Below are 15,164 nucleotides of genomic sequence, written 5' to 3'. Positions count from 1 at the left end.
GAAGTAGAGGCTTGGCAGAATAACCGAAACAATAAAAACAATAAGATAAATTGGCAGTTCACTACTGCCGATTCAAGGATAAAATTAAAAAGACTTTATCCGTCAATTTACGATTAACATAACACTAGTTGCGGAAGCAATGCTCCGGAACCCAGACTCCAATCTATATTTAACAGCGTACATACCGATACGATTACCGCTACCGATACCAATGCAAACAGATTGGCCAACACTAATTTTGTTTGATTTTTCATGACAGTATTGAATTAAAAATTTGATTGAAAAAAGAGCCGTTTTCGCTGGTACAGGCCCTATTCTCTACGAATGTCGGGCATAAAAACAGAAATACCAAATGGGAAAATAGATTGACAATCAAGTGATTAAACGCCTTTCCATTACAAAAAATAAATAATGTAAATCGATTTACAGAAACTGTATTTCACGCCAAAAATCAACGGTAAAAAAATTTTAAGTTTTTTTTTACCTCCTGACAGAAACGCAATTTCTCCGAAAAAACCCGTCAACATCGACCACCTGCTTCCGATCCGGATGGTTAGGAAAATAGAACGATATATCGTATTTTTACCTTATATAAGCGAATAAACTGAATTTTTGAAATAAAATAAAATTTTATACTAAACAAAATGTTCCTTGTCCGGAAAATAATGCTTTTGATAATCGTGATTCTGGGAGGATCGATCCATGGATTTTCCCAAAATCAGAGCAATCTTTTGGACATACGTACCTGCGATAAAAGTTGCAGTTCAAATAACTACACCATCGAATCGGTCTATTTGAGTGATTCCACGGGCACTCCGGTGACCAGTTCCCTGCTCACCTGCAGCCCTGGAACCGAGCAAACCACGTATATATCGTTCACCTATACTACGAGCGCCACAAGCACTGCCAATAACGGACGCCTGTTTGCCGATCTGCTGGTGGGTGATTCCACCCTCTTTTTAAACTACTATTTTGGCACCATTCCCTCGGCAAAGACCGTTGCCGATACGTTAACGCTGGCTGAGTTTCCGCTCACCTGGACCTGTGGAGAGGTAGTGATCCTCCAAAACCCCCTGTTGGCCTGGACAACGAGCGCATCGGCCGACTTGTCAGGAGCCTATGTGTGTAACGATTACCCAACGGCCCAATGCCAAACCACAGCAACTATCGTGGTAGACGCGCCTTTGGCCGTACAATTTGACTACAGCGCTTCTTGCCTGGTAGACGAAAGGAGCGAGGTAACCTTCACCAGCACCACGAATGGCGGGAGAGAAGCCTATCAATACGACTGGACATTCACCAATGCAACGATCAGCAGTGACACGGTTGCCAATCCACTGGTTCAATTCCTCTCTTCGGGAACGGCGGAGTTGACCGTCACCGATGCCAACGGCACCCAAAACAGCTTTAGTAGTGTGATAGACATTCCGGTAACCACGAACCTGAATGCCGCGATCACCGACCATACCGACGACGAAAATCCGGATGGAGCCATTGCGGTGACCATGGTAAGCACCGGCGATTACAGTTATTCCTGGACCGGGCCGGGAGGCTTCACGAGCAGCCAGCAATCAATCAGTGAACTCATCGGCGGCGACTATTACCTTACGGTAACCGACGAATTTGGGTGCAGCAGCCATTGGGAATTTGAGGTAAACTATTTCGGAGCGCTGCCGATTACCTGGGGAGAGGTGAAAGCAAGGGCACATGCCGATCCCTCTGTAGTCACCATAAAATGGTCCACGTTGAAAGAAAGGGAGTCCAGCCATTACGAGGTCCAACGTGCCATTCAGGATATTTCGCGCTTCACCACGCTGGGAAAAATCCCTGCTCAGGGAAACACGGATCAAACGACGCAGTACCAGTTTACCGACAAGTTGCAGCCGGGTACCGGGACCTGGGCCTATTACCGGATTTGCCAGTTCAATAGGGACGGCAGCTTTGAGTACAGCCCCACGCTGTCCGTGGCCATTCCAACAGTGGAGGGCCAAACCAGCGATTGGACGGCCTACCCCAATCCCACGAACAACGGCTCTTTATACCTCATCTTTACCGGTACCGATCTTCCTTCTGATCAATTCATTCGGATAAAAATCATCGAACAGGAAACATCGGTGCAGCTGGCCTCCGAATGGAACGGTTCGCCGATCGAATTGAGTCAATGGATCCAATTGCTTCCCAAAGGCCTATTGATCCTTGAAATTCACTATGCCGATAAGGTACAGCGCCTAAAAGTAATTCAGCGTTAAGTGGGGGCGCATGTTGGACCAATTCGTTGCGCCTCACCCAACCCTGCTGTACGGATTTTTCCATCGCCCCGGGTTCGCCTAGTATTTATAGGTATCGGTTGCTTTTACCCGGCCCCTTCCTTTCCATGCCCATCCAGGGGCATTTTTTTGTTTTCTGATTTCTTTCCCAATATTTGCTGTTATTTTTGTACTTAGGAAAACGTCGCATGGTATACCAGATTAAGGAATTAGCAAACGGAATCAGAATTGTACATCAGGAAGTCACTAGTACCCGATTGGTGCACTGCGGGTTCGTCCTGGATATTGGAAGCAGGGACGAACGAGAAGATCAGGAAGGGCTGGCGCATTTTTGGGAGCACATGGCCTTCAAAGGCACCAAAAAACGAAAAGCATTTCACATCATCAATCGCCTGGACTCCGTCGGAGGGGAACTAAACGCCTACACGACCAAAGAAAAAATTTGTTTTTATGCCAGCGTATTGCAGCAGCACTGGAGCAAAGCGGCAGAGTTGCTGTGCGACATCACGTTTAATAGTACTTTCCCCCCGAGGCAGATCGAGAAAGAACGGCAGGTAATTCTGGAAGAAATGGCGATGTACCGGGACTCTCCAGACGACGCCATACAGGATGAATTCGACGATTTGTTATTTCCTGGCCATTCCCTGGGCTACAATATTCTGGGAACGGAATCCACCGTAAGCCGATTCAGCCAGCAAGATTTCCTCGACTTTGTGGACCAACACCTGGACACCTCGCGTATCGTTTGCTCGGTGGTGGGCAATATCAGTTTTAAAAAAGCGCTCCGCACGCTGGTACCTTTGCTTGGTGCGGTTCCTGCGACAAGCAGAACTACCGTAAGGCAGGCGGTGAACGGCTATTCCCCGCGAACCACGATTCAGTACAAAGAAATCACGCAGGCGCACTGCGCATTGGGAAAGCCCGCCCTGGCGCTCAACGACGAACGGCGGTTTACGCTATACCTGCTCAATAACATCCTGGGCGGCCCCAGCATGAATTCCCGGCTAAACATGGCCCTGCGAGAGAAACACGGATTGGCGTACAGCATCGAATCGGTTTATCAGCCGTTCACCGACACCGGATTTATCGGGATTTTCTACGGGACAGAGGAAAAAGCCGGACCCAAAGCGCGGAGAATCGTCCTGCGAGAAATCCGCAAGATCAGGGAAAAGAAACTGGGCACCTTGCAGCTTCACATGGGTAAGGAACAAACCATCGGGCAAATGGCCATGGCCGAAGAAAATTATTCCGGACTCATGCTGGTGTATGGCAAAAGCCTGTTGGATAAGGGCTATATTGAATCATTGGAGGCTATTTTCAAAAAGATCCGCTCCTGCACGGCAGAGCAACTACAAGAATTAGCGAATGAGGTGTATGATGAAGCGCAATTTAGTTTTCTTACGTATTTACCGAAACCACAATGATACCTGAAGAATTATGGAGCTACTGTGTGGAACACAGCAGTCCGGAAGACGAATTACTGGCACGTATTTCCCGGGAAACACACCTGAAAGTACTGAAGCCACGCATGCTTTCGGGACCACTGCAGGGCAAGTTTCTGGAGATGCTTGTCAAAATGACCGGTGCAAAGAAGGTATTGGAAATCGGTACCTTTACGGGCTACGCCACCATCTGTATGGCCCGGGGCCTTTCAGATGGTGGAACGATTCAGACCCTGGATAAAAACGAGGAACTCGAAGAGATGGTCCGGGGTTTTTTTAAGCTATCGGGACTGGAAAAGAAAATCGATTACCGGCTGGGGCACGCGCTCGATTTGCTGGCCGATTCCACGGATAGTTTTGATTTTGTTTTTATTGACGCAGACAAACAAAACTATACAAACTATTACGACTTGATCGTTGAACGACTACGCCCCGGAGGCCTGATCGTTGCCGATAATATTCTCTGGTCGGGCAAAGTGCTTGCCGAAAACCGGAAAAAACTCGACAAAGATACCGCCGCAATTATGGCATTCAACAAAAAAGTGCAGGAAGACCCCCGGGTAGAAAACGTGGTTTTGCCCATCCGGGACGGCATTACCCTTGCTAGAAAGCGCTGATTTTATTATCATGAAAAAATTTTTGGTTGGTTTATTTTTCACCCTGTGCTCCTTGAATGCCGTCATGGGCCAGGTACCGCAGGTGCCGCGGACAATCCGATTTGCAGATATGACACTTCACCTCGATCCAGGCTTACAGCGAGAAATTCAGGAAGAGGTCAATGCACAATACCGGAGTCCTTCCCATTTTCAAACGAAACTGGACCGGGTAAATCTCTACCTGCCCGTCGTTGAACGGGTCTTGCGGGAGGAAGGAGTTCCGGAGGACTTTAAATTTCTCGTCATTCAGGAAAGCAGCCTTATCTCGGATGCCGTTTCTACCTCCAATGCCGTCGGCTTTTGGCAATTCAAACAAGCCACCGCCGAAGAAGTACTGCTGCGTGTAGACCAGGAAGTGGATGAACGCAAAAACATTGTATCCGCGACCAGAGGTGCAGCCAGCTACCTGAAAAAACACCAACGATACCTCGACAACTGGGCCATCACCCTCGTGTCCTACCAAATGGGCCTGGGGGGAGCAAATAACTACTACAAGGGCAGGCATAAAGGAGAACGAACCATGGACCTGGACCGGAAAACGTACTGGTACCTGAAAAAATTTCTTGCCCATAAAATCGCCTTTGAGCCCCAGTTGGGCCAGGTCGTCAGCAATGGAGACTACCTACACGAGTACCCGGTAAAGGGACCCACCGATCTAAAAACCCTGGCAAAATCCCTGGGGGTCAGCGAAAATCACCTCAGGGAGTACAATACCTGGGCAAGCAAGGGGAGAATTCCCGGCGACCGCACCTATGTGGTGACTTACCTTCTCAACGGAATTGTGCCCAATCGCCCGATCCTTGTCAGCGAGACCCCACAGGCTACAAACGAAGGGCTGGCTCCCTCTCGACAAAATGCCGGGGGATTTCCCCGGATCAGTGGAAACCTCTCCAATGCGCGCCAACCCCGGGAAATAAAAATCAACGGCATCCGCGGTATTTTAGCTAATAGCAGCGACCAACGCCGCCTGGCAGCTCAGGCTGGGATCAGTGAACGAAAACTGAGGCGGTCAAACGATCTAAAACCCTCTGACCCGGTACAGGCGGGCCGTTATTATTATACCCGACGAAAAAAAAGCAAAGGGGAACCGGAAGAACACATTGCGCAGCCGGGTGAAACGCTCTGGGAAATCTCCCAGCTGTACGGCATCCGCCTGCACTCCCTCATGGCCAAAAACCGGCTATACCGGGACGAGCAGTTGCTTCCTGGCATGGTCTTGCGGCTTCGAAAGTACTATAAAAAGAATGAACCCATCCGCCGGGTAAAGTTGACCCCAGCGCCTCAACGACTCCCTGCGGCCAAACAAGCGGCCGTACCCGTGAAAGCGGCACCCAGCGTAGAAACCCCACCGAAAACTACCCGACCGTCTCCAGACCCTGAGCCATCCGCCCCGGCCAGCCTAGTGGTCCATCTGGTGCAGCCGGGAGATACGCTATATGCCATTTCGAGAAAATACGGCGTGACCGTAGCCGATTTAAAATCCTGGAATCAGATCGGAAGTGACAATATCCTATCCGTGGGACAAAAACTCGAAATCAGAAAATAAATCAACGCAAATGACCGTATATTTGCCCTTTACCTAAAAATGCCATGCCTTACCGGATTTTATTGATTCTGTTGTTACTTAGTGCTGCCCGTACCGGCTACAGTCAGGACCTATCCAAGGCCGATACCGTGATTATCGGCGGGGATACACTGGTGATGCGCGGCGACTCCCTCATCTTCACGACGGAAGCTCCACCCGTCTATTGGGAAAAAGGAGGCAATTACAACCTCAGCATGCAACAAGTGAGCTTGAGCAATTGGTCAGCAGGGGGCGCAAGTTCCTTTGCCTTTACCACCGGCTTGCAACTTTTTGCCAGCTATAAGAAAGAAAATATCATTTGGGACACCAACCTGTCTGTAAACTACGGAATTAATCGACAAGCCGGAAGAGCTTTCCCTACGCGGAAGACCAACGATAATTTTATCTTCACCAGCAAATACGGTCGACAGTTGAGCGATAAGATATACCTCTCCACGCAGATTGATGCACGAACGCAGCTTTTGGCGGGACACCGGTATTTCCGGCCCTCGGGGGCCGAACAAGACAGCCGGAATCGGATTTCTGATTTCCTGAGTCCAGGCTATGTGCAGTCTTCCACGGGATTAAACTACCAGACGTCCCTGGAAAACAAAGGGAAATTTTCGGTAATTCTTTCCCCCTTTACCGGTCGTTTTACCATCGTACTGGATGATTCTCTAAGCCGGGCGGGCGCATTTGGGGTGTTGCCCGGAGAAAGCGTACGGGCAGAAGCCGGGGTCTCCCTCGGCTCCACCGCAGATATTCAGGTGATGGAAAATGTGCGGTGGAGAACCGATTTAAACCTATTTTCAAATTACGAAAAGCTGGGGAATACCGTGGTAAATTTCAACTCTGTCGTGAGTCTAAAAGTTAACAAATACATTACCACCCGCATTGAGACCATCGTTATCTACGACGAAAGTGTCTTTATCGAACAGGACGACGGTACATCTTCCAGAGCCGTGCAGCTCCAAAACCTGATCAATTTTGGGATCGGGGTCGATTTTTAAAAGTCAGTTTCCAGGCCAAACCGGTTTTTAAATTCCTTAAGCGCCGGCGATTTCTTTAGCAAATACCCGAGTTTCTCACTAGAGGTATAGAGACTTTTTACCGGGTCCAGGTCGTCTGCTTTGACTTCAAAGTTCACTTCCACCTCGGGATGTTGCAGTTTTTTTCGAAAAATGCCCGTCAATTCCGGTTTGAGTTTGGGGAAAAGATCCTCCTGCAGGCCTCCGTGAATAAGAAACACGATTTGCTGTTGCCGGACTTCAAAGGGCTGCTGTAGAAGCGCCATCTCCATGTTTTTATGCCCTTCCTTAAATGCTTGCTTCACTTCTTCCAACACACCTTTCACCTCCGCTTCGCTTATCGAGCGATTGGAGTTTGCCGGTTTTTCTTCGGAAGGGGTCGGTTCGGGTGTTGTTTCGTCCAAAACCTGCAGTACCGGGCGATCTTTCATCTGCCGCTTCACTTCGCCCAGGCTGGAAGGAATGGCAATGGATTTCTTTAGTTCGGAAAAACGGGATTCCTGATTGGATGGCGCGGGCGCTGGATTGGTTGCAGTGAGGCTTTCGGCCGTTACGCTTTTTTTTTTGACGGATCCTCCGCCAGACTGGCCAAATTGATGGCGTGTGGCAGTTTTGCGAGTTTCATCAAAACCAGTTCCACGTGCAAGCGTTGGTTTTTGCTGGTCTTATATGACATATCTGCCTGATTGCAAATGGAAAGTGCCGACAAGAGAAACGATAACGAGGCCTGTCTTGACTGATCCTTGTACCGGTTTTTGGCCGATTCCGACACTAGAAGCAACTGGGCCGTATCCGGATCCTTGCAGACCATCAGCTCCCGAAAATGCTCGCTCAACCCCACCAAAAAGTTATGCCCGTCAAATCCCTTTTTTAGAATTTCATCAAAAATCAGCAAGGATTTGGATATACTTTCTTCCAACAAGGCATCCGTTACTTTGAAGTAATAGTCGTAATCGAGTACGTGCAGGTTATTGATGGTTTCCTGATAGGTAACCTTTTTCCCTGCGGAAAAGGTAACGATCAGGTCAAAAATGGAAAGGGCGTCTCGAAGGGCACCGTCCGCTTTGGTCGCAATTAGACGCAATGCCTCTTCTTCGTAATCAATGTCCTCTTCTTTTGAAATGTACGCCAGGTGTTGGCTGATATCCTGAATCTGAATCCGGTTGAAATCAAATATCTGACAGCGCGAAAGGATGGTCGGAATAATTTTGTGCTTTTCCGTTGTTGCCAGAATAAAGATGGCATGTTTTGGCGGCTCCTCCAGGGTTTTCAGAAATGCATTGAACGCCTGCGTGGTCAGCATGTGAACCTCATCGATGATGTAGATTTTGTATTTGCCTCTCTGGGGCACGTACCGCACCTGCTCTACCAGGTTGCGCATGTCGTCCACTGTGTTGTTTGAAGCCGCATCCAACTCGTGCACATTGAAGGAACTATTCGAATTAAATGCCTCGCACGAACTGCACGCATTGCAGGCTTCTCCGTTTTCCAGTCGGTCTTCGCAGTTAATGGTTTTGGCCAGAATCCTTGCGCAGGTGGTTTTACCTACGCCTCTGGGACCGCAAAAAAGAAATGCCTGCGCCAAATGTTCGTTTTTTATGGCGTTTTTCAGCGTTGTCGTAATGTGGCTTTGCCCCACCACACTTTTGAAGTCTGAAGGTCTGTATTTTCTGGCAGAAACAACAAAATTTTCCATTACCGCAAGTTATAAAATTAATCCAACTTACATCCCGTCTGAGCGGGTTTTTAGCCAGTACTTTTTGCTAACCTATTCAAAATAAATCCAGTAAAATGAGCCGGTTGCATCCGCTCCTTTCGCTGCTACCCGTACCCGGCTGAAGTGCTAGCCCAATTCGGGCCCGGCAATCAGGTAATACTTGTCGGGCACCCCTGCATGCGTATTCCTTCGGTAATACATCCGTATCAGTGGTCGTCGTTGTTCAAACCCCTGTGCCTCGAGCCAACGCCTAAATTCATTTTTGTCGGCCGCCACATCCAAAACCAGTGGCCTATCGGAAAATCGCCGAAGAGCGGTCCTAACCAGGCATTTGGCGTCTGCATCGGTTTCTGCGACGAGCGGGCCCAGCTGAATGTACCTACTTCCGTGCCGGCAAATCACCATTCCATTGATTCGCCGATCTCGTTTTCGGATCCATGCCCCCTCGGGAAATTCATCGAGCAGGTAGCCCAGCAGCTGCTCCCTTTTTGCGCCGAATACTGCTGCGTCTAAGTCCGTCAAATGGGGCAGTTCGTCCCGAGACAGCGGAAAAACATCCGCTGGCATTTCACCGGATTGCTCCGAGACCCCGGGATTCCGCACGTATCTCCAAAGGGTATATTCCTTAACAAAACCCATACTTTCGTACACCAACTGACCTTCTGGGGTGGCATCCAGCTTGATGGTCTCCATGCCTGAAAGGCGATTCAGCAGTTCGTGCATCAGTTTTCTACTAATTCCCTTTCGCCGGTGTTCCCGATCCACCAACATCATCCCAATCCAAGCCAGCCGGTTTTGATAGGCTATTGCCGTGACGGTGCCCACGGTTTTTCCGTTGGCGACGGCCACCAGGCATAACGCTGGGTTCTGATCAAGAAAAAACTGCCAATCTTTCCTTGTCTGGTTCCAACCCTCTGCATTTTTGAGGGCCATCGCCCGGTCCAGGTCCTCCAGCCCCATGGGCCGTATGTATAGCGCTGCATCCATGGTGATTTATTTCTTTCCAAAGATCCACTATTTACCAGTAATCGGGAAATTTTTAGCGGCTCTTGGTATTTTTTTTCTATTTTAGACAATCAAACCTGTCGAAGTCGACAGGGCTGCCAATAAACCCGAGCCCCTTATGCTGATTACCCTTATACGACTGCAACTACTAAAACGGATACGAAGCAGCTCATTTGCAAGAAGCATGGCCTTTGGAATTGTTGCCATCGTTATTGGCTCGTTTTTGCTTGCGTATTTGTTTTTGATCGGCCTGGTGCTGAATACCTTGGTGAAAGAGGTAATGGGGGTTTCCGATGCTGTATTGGTCATCAACAGCTCTCTGCTGTATTTTTATTTGCTGGAGCTTATTTATCGGTATTTTATCCAGCAAATGCCCGTGATCAGTTTGGGAAATTTTCTACACTTGCCCCTTTCAAAATCGCGAATTATCCATTTTCTGCTAGGAAGCAGTTTCGTTTCCCCACTCAACTGCATTGCCTTGCTGGTGTTCGGTCCATTCGCGGTATTGGAAATTCTTCCATTGTACGGGGCCGTGCCTGCGGCAACCTGGCTGCTGGCGGTGGTCCTCACCAGTTGGTCCATTCATTGGTTTATTCTCTGGTTCAAACAGCGCTTTGAAGACAGCCAGACGGGCCTGCTTTTCGTGTCCGCAGTGTTGTTCCTGAGTATTGTCTCCAGTTATTTTTCTTTTTTTGACCTGGGTGCATTTTTCGAACCTGTTTTCACCTTTGCGTTGGAAAGTCCGGTGCCGGTTTTCCTGTTGCTTACCGTTGGCATATTGAGTTACTTCTTGTGTTTCGCTTTCTACCGCCAAAACGCTTATCTGGACGAACTTAGTACCGGTGATCACCTGCAGTTTGCCGACCGGGACCTGGGGTTTCTTTCCAGATTTGGTTTGGCTGGAGAGGTGGCAAACCTGGAATGGAAGCTGATCATGCGCCATAAAAAAAGCCGTACCTACCTGACCTTATGCCTGGTCTTTCTGTTGTACGGACTCATCTTTTACGGCAATCCTTCCTACCAGGTAGAATCCGGGTTTAGTAAGGTGTATATTTTCGTGGGAACGTTTATCACCGGAATATTTATGATTCAATACGGACAGCTTTTTTTAAGCTGGAATTCGCCTGCATTTGATTTTTACGTGCATCAGCGGGATGGGCTTCGCGCCCTGGTGCACGGAAAATACCTGCTATTTGCAAGCATATCCTTGCTTTGCTTCATCTTATCGGTACCCTATGTGTATTTTGGCTGGCACGTGCTGCTGATTCATTTGGCTACTTTCTTGTTTAACCTGGGTGTAACCATGCACCTGGTCATTTACCTGGCCCTTTGGAAACCCAAACCCATGGACCTCAACAAGGGTTCCATGTTTAATTTCGAAGGGGTAGGTATTTCCCAGGTTCTCGTCATTCTACCCCTGCTGGTTGCGCCTTATGCGGTCTTCCTTCCTTTTTCGTATTGGTTTAACGACTATGTGGGGTTAGCTGCTCTGGGGACAGCCGGAACGTTTGGCTTGCTGGTGTTCCGCCGGATTTCCTCCCTGATGACCGACCGGGTGATCCAAATGAAATATGAAATCGCATCGGCATTTCGTCAGGAGTTATGATACAAATAGACTCGTTGAAAAAGGTTTATGGAAACACGACGGTACTGGATATCCCGAATCTCCGAATCCCCAAAGGCCAATGCTTCGGCCTCGTGGGAAATAATGGAGCAGGCAAAACCACCCTTTTTCGGATCATACTGGACCTGGTCCGGGCCACCGAAGGGGCCGTGCTGGTCGACGGAGAAAACGTAAGCCAGGGAGAACAGTGGAAAACAAAAATTGGTGCCTACCTGGATGAAAACATGCTGCTCTCCTACCTTAGCCCCGAGGAATACTTTGCCACCCTGAAAAAGATATATGGGCTATCGGAAGCGGAGCTGCAGCTTCATCTGGATAAATTTACCGACCTATTCAACGGCGAAATACTCGGCAGCAATAAGTACATCCGGGACCTCTCCAAGGGCAATATCAAAAAAGTCGGTATCGCTGCCGCTCTTTTGGGACAACCGGAAGCCGTACTCCTGGACGAACCCTTCGAAAATCTGGATCCCAGCTCTCAAATTCGGCTGAAAAGGCTCATGCTGAAAGAAAAAACGGACCACCTGGTTACCTTTGTGATCTCCAGCCACGACCTGAACCACGTGACAGAACTTTGTGAACGAATTGTACTCCTGGAAAAAGGTGCCGTTATAAAGGACCTGCACGACAGAAATCGCATGAAAGAGGAGCTTGCCGCCTATTTCAATGTGGGGTAGCCAGAACCGGGAAAAATGGGTGGTATGGAATTGAAAAAACAGTAAAAAAGCTTAATTTGCTCGAAAAACAGGGTATTTATGAAAAAACCTTTCAATCGAAGAAAATTTATCAAAAATGCCGGTCTCGGGTACCTGGCAGCTTGGATAGGTATGGAAAGCGTCTATCCAATCCCGGATGGGTACCTGCCGCTTGCCCTTTCTCAAAACCAGGACCCACAGAAACTTTTTGGGAAGCACAAAGAAATGCGCGTGCTAAACGATCAACCCTGGAATATCGAAGCGCAGGCACATTTACTTGACGAGGCCATAACGCCTGCGGAGAAAATGTTTGTCCGAAACAACGGAATCATTCCCGAAGAAGTGGACCCCGCCACCTGGACACTGACCATCGACGGAGAGTCCGTCTCCCAACAAAAAACGTTTAGCCTGCAGGAATTGAAAACACAATTCCCTACGCATACCTATCAGTTGGTACTGGAGTGTGGCGGAAACGGTCGCAGCGAATACTACCCTCCTGCGGAAGGCAACCAATGGACCGTGGGTGCAGTATCCTGTGCGGAATGGACCGGAGTCCGGCTGCGGGATGTGCTGCAGGAAGTGGGAATCAAAGACAATGCCGTATACATCGGATACTATGGTAAAGACAGCCACCTAAGCAGGGACCCCAATAAAAACCCCATCTCGCGAGGCATCCCGCTTGCTAAGGCCATGGAGGACCAAACGCTACTTGCCTTTGCCATGAATGGTGCGGACATTCCCATCGCACACGGGCATCCGCTTCGGTTGATCGCCTCCGGTTACCCGGCTTCGGTATCCGGTAAATGGATCCACCGCCTCGCCGTCAGGGATAAGGTCCACGACGGAGAAAAGATGGCGGCCCCCTCCTATTCGGTCCCCTGTGAGCCGGTTCAGCCAGGAGCGGAAGTCTCCAAAGAAAACATGTGTATCATTGAAAACATGCCGGTCAAGTCCCTGATTACCTACCCAAAGTCGGGAGCAATGCTCCGACCGGAACAGCAACTGGCGGTGAGAGGACATGCCTGGGCGGGCGCAAATCAGATCCGATCGGTCGACTATTCCATCGATTTTGGTGCCACCTGGCAGCCCTGCCGGCTGCAGGATCCGGTCAACCCATTTGCCTGGCAACATTTTGACGCCAACATTTCGTTTCCTAAAAAGGGCTACTACGAAGTATGGGCCAAGGCAACTGACAGCCAGGGCATCAGTCAGCCCATGCTGACGCCGGGATGGAATCCCAAGGGCTACTTGAACAATGCCTGTCACCGAATCGCTATAAAAATAACCTAAATCATGCAACACCTTCCTGCCAACCTTCGCCTGCTAATCGGTGCCGGCCTCCTGGTATTGGTGCTAGCCGGCCTGATATTCTATTTCTTTCCGTCCGAGACACCAACCGTACTCAAAGACGGGGAAATGCGAGAAGCGGAAGCCCCGCTTCCGGTAGATGACGTAGACGGAGCCATCGAAAACGGTATTCATACACCAACGGGCCTAATTGCCTCCGAGGGCGTACACCTGGTAATTGCCCATTGTACTGCCTGCCATTCCGCAAAGCTGGTCACCCAAAATCGGGCCGATCGGGAAGGCTGGGAGAAAATGATCCGATGGATGCAACAAACACAAAACCTTTGGGACCTGGGCGAACAGGAGGTAGCAATTCTGGACTACCTCGCGGAGAATTATGCCCCGGTGAAATCCGGACGAAGACCTCCGCTTACGGACATTGACTGGTACGAACTGAAGGACTGAATTAGGGTCGATCCGCCAGAAATACCTGAATGTATCCCTCCACGTAGCGGTTGAATGCCAGCCGGTTGCCATCCCGGGAATATACCGGCGAAAAAGGTGCAGGTTCAAATGCAGGGCTGATTTTTTTTGGTACGCCAGGTTTCCCCGCTGCGTCTAATTCTCCTATAAAAAGTCCTTTCTCGCATACGTAAACAAATTCCCTTCGAAATGGGTGCCAGCGTACCATGCTCTGCACGGAGCTGCGGTGATGGGTCACCTGAGCGGGGTGTCCACCGACAGTCGGCACGACGAAAACCTGCACAATCCCGTCCTCATCCTTCGCCAGGTAACTTACATAGGCTCCATCCATGGATGAACTCACCCAATGTCGGGGGCTGCCAGCCACCCCCGGAAATTTTCTGTCTTCGGTGTGGGTCAATCGCTGTACCGTTGCGCCTTTGGGAGGGGCTGGCATTTTCCCGGCGGTGCCCTCCAGCGGTCCTTTCTCACCGGGGTTGTCGATCGCCTCCGGTATATCCACGAGGAATACTTCGGTAAATTTCTTTCCATTGCTACCGACCATGTCCCCTAAAAATGCCCTGGCTAGCTGCCGGGTACCATCTTCTTTGAGGTAGCCGGAGGTTCCTACCCACCAATCACTGTACGCTCGGCTTATCTCCCCGCTTCCGGGCTTGGGATCCGGCACAACTTCTACCAGCACCACGGAAAACCAGTTACCCTGTACATTTTCTCCAGGGTCTCCCGGATCCACCCGAACCGTCGGGCCGAGCCGTTTGGCTACGCCGAGGGTACGCAGGTCGCGAACCTTGCCGGTTTTCGCTTCCAGATCAACCATTATCGCGTCGTTGTAGGTAAACCCTACCCAATTTCCATCTCCACTCCAGTGGTGCCGGTGCGTGCCGCCACGCAAAGCTCCGGGCGTAAACGGTTCCGTCACATCCCGGCTATCCATCCAATAGGATCCGTCTTCGTCGACAATTTTTCCCAACCGCCTATGTCCCGCATAGGGTTTCAGGGAATCGGCATGGGGCAGCCCATGAATAAACACCACCTTATTTTCCCGGGGGTGATAGCTGACCGCCCCCAGCCCGGGACCGTAAGAAGTTGCTTCCGGTACCTGGTACAGGCATTGAATTTGCCCCGTGGTGACGTTTACCTGCTCAATGCGTTGGTTTTGGGCGATTCCGGATGGATTGGGCCGGGTGTCGTAGACTATCCAGTGATCATCCGGAGAAAAATTTTGGTTGTGATCCAATTCGTGGTTATAGAGGTCATGAGTCAATTGCCGGATCGCCCATTCTTGCCGGGCTCCCGCATGGATACATGCGAGTAGGAAAAGTCCTGTCAGGGAGTACGCTTTTAGCAAACTTGGTATCATATGAAACGAAAAAACCGATTACCAATATACGAAAGC

The 15,164-nt window shown here is 49.8% G+C and carries 14 protein-coding genes and 1 pseudogene; 10 read left to right on the top strand and 5 right to left on the bottom strand.

The annotated features are described in order from the left end of the window. Positions 1 to 117: pseudogene (locus GCU44_RS14255) on the top strand (IS630 family transposase); the annotation flags it as partial. Here the strand turns inward: GCU44_RS14255 and GCU44_RS14250 are convergent. Further along, positions 114 to 254 carry a hypothetical protein gene (locus GCU44_RS14250; RefSeq protein WP_154857035.1) on the bottom strand — a complete coding sequence of 47 codons (141 nt, stop codon included), beginning with the start codon at positions 252 to 254 and terminating at the stop codon, positions 114 to 116. The pseudogene GCU44_RS14255 and the gene GCU44_RS14250 sit on opposite strands and share 4 nt — an antisense overlap. A 411-nt stretch (positions 255 to 665) precedes the next feature. On the opposite strand from GCU44_RS14250, the gene GCU44_RS14245 reads away from it, so the two are divergent. The 5 genes from GCU44_RS14245 to GCU44_RS14225 all read left to right on the top strand — a co-directional run bounded on the left by GCU44_RS14245 (position 666) and on the right by GCU44_RS14225 (position 6,939). After that, complete coding sequence (locus GCU44_RS14245) at positions 666 to 2,249, top strand: fibronectin type III domain-containing protein (protein WP_154857033.1); 1,584 nt, start codon at positions 666 to 668, stop codon at positions 2,247 to 2,249. A gap of 206 nt (positions 2,250 to 2,455) precedes the next feature. After that, a complete protein-coding gene (locus tag GCU44_RS14240; protein ID WP_154857031.1) occupies positions 2,456 to 3,691 on the top strand; it encodes a M16 family metallopeptidase in 1,236 nt (411 codons plus the stop codon). After that, positions 3,688 to 4,326, top strand: coding sequence for an O-methyltransferase (locus tag GCU44_RS14235; protein WP_154857029.1), 639 nt, complete (start codon positions 3,688 to 3,690; stop codon positions 4,324 to 4,326). The genes GCU44_RS14240 and GCU44_RS14235 overlap by 4 nt, the downstream gene beginning before the upstream one ends. Positions 4,327 to 4,435: 109 nt before the next feature. Beyond that, a complete protein-coding gene (locus GCU44_RS14230; RefSeq protein WP_241684956.1) occupies positions 4,436 to 5,911 on the top strand; it encodes a LysM peptidoglycan-binding domain-containing protein in 1,476 nt (491 codons plus the stop codon). A 44-nt stretch (positions 5,912 to 5,955) separates the two neighbouring features. Continuing rightward, on the top strand, positions 5,956 to 6,939 hold the full coding sequence (locus tag GCU44_RS14225; RefSeq protein ID WP_154857025.1) for a DUF3078 domain-containing protein: 984 nt from the start codon (positions 5,956 to 5,958) through the stop codon (positions 6,937 to 6,939). On the opposite strand, the gene GCU44_RS14220 is transcribed toward GCU44_RS14225, so the two are convergent. The 3 genes from GCU44_RS14220 to GCU44_RS14210 form a co-directional block, all read right to left on the bottom strand. Then, on the bottom strand, positions 6,936 to 7,388 hold the full coding sequence (locus tag GCU44_RS14220) for a hypothetical protein (protein ID WP_154857023.1): 453 nt from the start codon (positions 7,386 to 7,388) through the stop codon (positions 6,936 to 6,938). The two genes, GCU44_RS14225 and GCU44_RS14220, sit on opposite strands and share 4 nt — an antisense overlap. Before the next feature lie 119 nt (positions 7,389 to 7,507). Next, positions 7,508 to 8,653 carry a DNA polymerase III subunit gamma/tau gene (locus tag GCU44_RS14215; protein ID WP_154857021.1) on the bottom strand — a complete coding sequence of 382 codons (1,146 nt, stop codon included), beginning with the start codon at positions 8,651 to 8,653 and terminating at the stop codon, positions 7,508 to 7,510. A gap of 147 nt (positions 8,654 to 8,800) precedes the next feature. Further along, positions 8,801 to 9,661, bottom strand: a complete 861-nt coding sequence (locus GCU44_RS14210) for a GNAT family N-acetyltransferase (protein ID WP_154857019.1) — start codon at positions 9,659 to 9,661, stop codon at positions 8,801 to 8,803. 136 nt (positions 9,662 to 9,797) lie between these two features. Here GCU44_RS14210 and GCU44_RS14205 point away from each other — a divergent pair, with 136 nt between their 5' ends. The 4 genes from GCU44_RS14205 to GCU44_RS14190 all read left to right on the top strand — a co-directional run bounded on the left by GCU44_RS14205 (position 9,798) and on the right by GCU44_RS14190 (position 13,750). Next, positions 9,798 to 11,285, top strand: coding sequence for a DUF5687 family protein (locus GCU44_RS14205; protein WP_154857017.1), 1,488 nt, complete (start codon positions 9,798 to 9,800; stop codon positions 11,283 to 11,285). Beyond that, on the top strand, positions 11,282 to 11,980 hold the full coding sequence (locus GCU44_RS14200) for an ABC transporter ATP-binding protein (protein WP_154857015.1): 699 nt from the start codon (positions 11,282 to 11,284) through the stop codon (positions 11,978 to 11,980). Before GCU44_RS14205 ends, GCU44_RS14200 begins: the two co-directional genes overlap by 4 nt. 78 nt (positions 11,981 to 12,058) lie before the next feature. Then, complete coding sequence (locus tag GCU44_RS14195) at positions 12,059 to 13,288, top strand: sulfite oxidase (RefSeq protein WP_154857013.1); 1,230 nt, start codon at positions 12,059 to 12,061, stop codon at positions 13,286 to 13,288. Positions 13,289 to 13,291: 3 nt separating this feature from the next. Then, a complete protein-coding gene (locus tag GCU44_RS14190) occupies positions 13,292 to 13,750 on the top strand; it encodes a hypothetical protein (RefSeq protein ID WP_154857011.1) in 459 nt (152 codons plus the stop codon). A gap of 1 nt (position 13,751) precedes the next feature. On the opposite strand, the gene GCU44_RS14185 is transcribed toward GCU44_RS14190, so the two are convergent. After that, the gene (locus GCU44_RS14185) at positions 13,752 to 15,128 is read right to left on the bottom strand and encodes a DUF3748 domain-containing protein (protein WP_154857009.1); all 1,377 of its coding nucleotides are present in this window, start codon (positions 15,126 to 15,128) and stop codon (positions 13,752 to 13,754) included. Positions 15,129 to 15,164: the final 36 nt, after the last annotated feature.

The organism is Cyclobacterium xiamenense (assembly GCF_009467825.1).
Classification (GTDB): domain Bacteria; phylum Bacteroidota; class Bacteroidia; order Cytophagales; family Cyclobacteriaceae; genus Cyclobacterium; species Cyclobacterium xiamenense.
The sequence above is the reverse complement of the archived record's forward strand: the minus strand, read 5'-3'. Positions and strand labels throughout refer to the sequence as shown.

Excerpts from the sequence above, each read along its gene's own strand:
- GCU44_RS14245 (WP_154857033.1), top strand. The coding sequence starts at position 666 with ATGCTTTTGATAATCGTGATTCTGGGAGGATCGATCCATGGATTTTCC.
- GCU44_RS14185 (WP_154857009.1), bottom strand. The coding sequence starts at position 15,128 with ATGATACCAAGTTTGCTAAAAGCGTACTCCCTGACAGGACTTTTCCTA.
- GCU44_RS14235 (WP_154857029.1), top strand. The coding sequence starts at position 3,688 with ATGATACCTGAAGAATTATGGAGCTACTGTGTGGAACACAGCAGTCCG.
- GCU44_RS14190 (WP_154857011.1), top strand. The coding sequence starts at position 13,292 with ATGCAACACCTTCCTGCCAACCTTCGCCTGCTAATCGGTGCCGGCCTC.
- GCU44_RS14210 (WP_154857019.1), bottom strand. The coding sequence starts at position 9,661 with ATGGATGCAGCGCTATACATACGGCCCATGGGGCTGGAGGACCTGGAC.
- GCU44_RS14220 (WP_154857023.1), bottom strand. The coding sequence starts at position 7,388 with ATGAAAGATCGCCCGGTACTGCAGGTTTTGGACGAAACAACACCCGAA.
- GCU44_RS14195 (WP_154857013.1), top strand. The coding sequence starts at position 12,059 with ATGAAAAAACCTTTCAATCGAAGAAAATTTATCAAAAATGCCGGTCTC.
- GCU44_RS14215 (WP_154857021.1), bottom strand. The coding sequence starts at position 8,653 with ATGGAAAATTTTGTTGTTTCTGCCAGAAAATACAGACCTTCAGACTTC.
- GCU44_RS14240 (WP_154857031.1), top strand. The coding sequence starts at position 2,456 with ATGGTATACCAGATTAAGGAATTAGCAAACGGAATCAGAATTGTACAT.
- GCU44_RS14200 (WP_154857015.1), top strand. The coding sequence starts at position 11,282 with ATGATACAAATAGACTCGTTGAAAAAGGTTTATGGAAACACGACGGTA.
- GCU44_RS14230 (WP_241684956.1), top strand. The coding sequence starts at position 4,436 with ATGACACTTCACCTCGATCCAGGCTTACAGCGAGAAATTCAGGAAGAG.
- GCU44_RS14250 (WP_154857035.1), bottom strand. The coding sequence starts at position 254 with ATGAAAAATCAAACAAAATTAGTGTTGGCCAATCTGTTTGCATTGGTA.
- GCU44_RS14205 (WP_154857017.1), top strand. The coding sequence starts at position 9,798 with ATGCTGATTACCCTTATACGACTGCAACTACTAAAACGGATACGAAGC.
- GCU44_RS14225 (WP_154857025.1), top strand. The coding sequence starts at position 5,956 with ATGCCTTACCGGATTTTATTGATTCTGTTGTTACTTAGTGCTGCCCGT.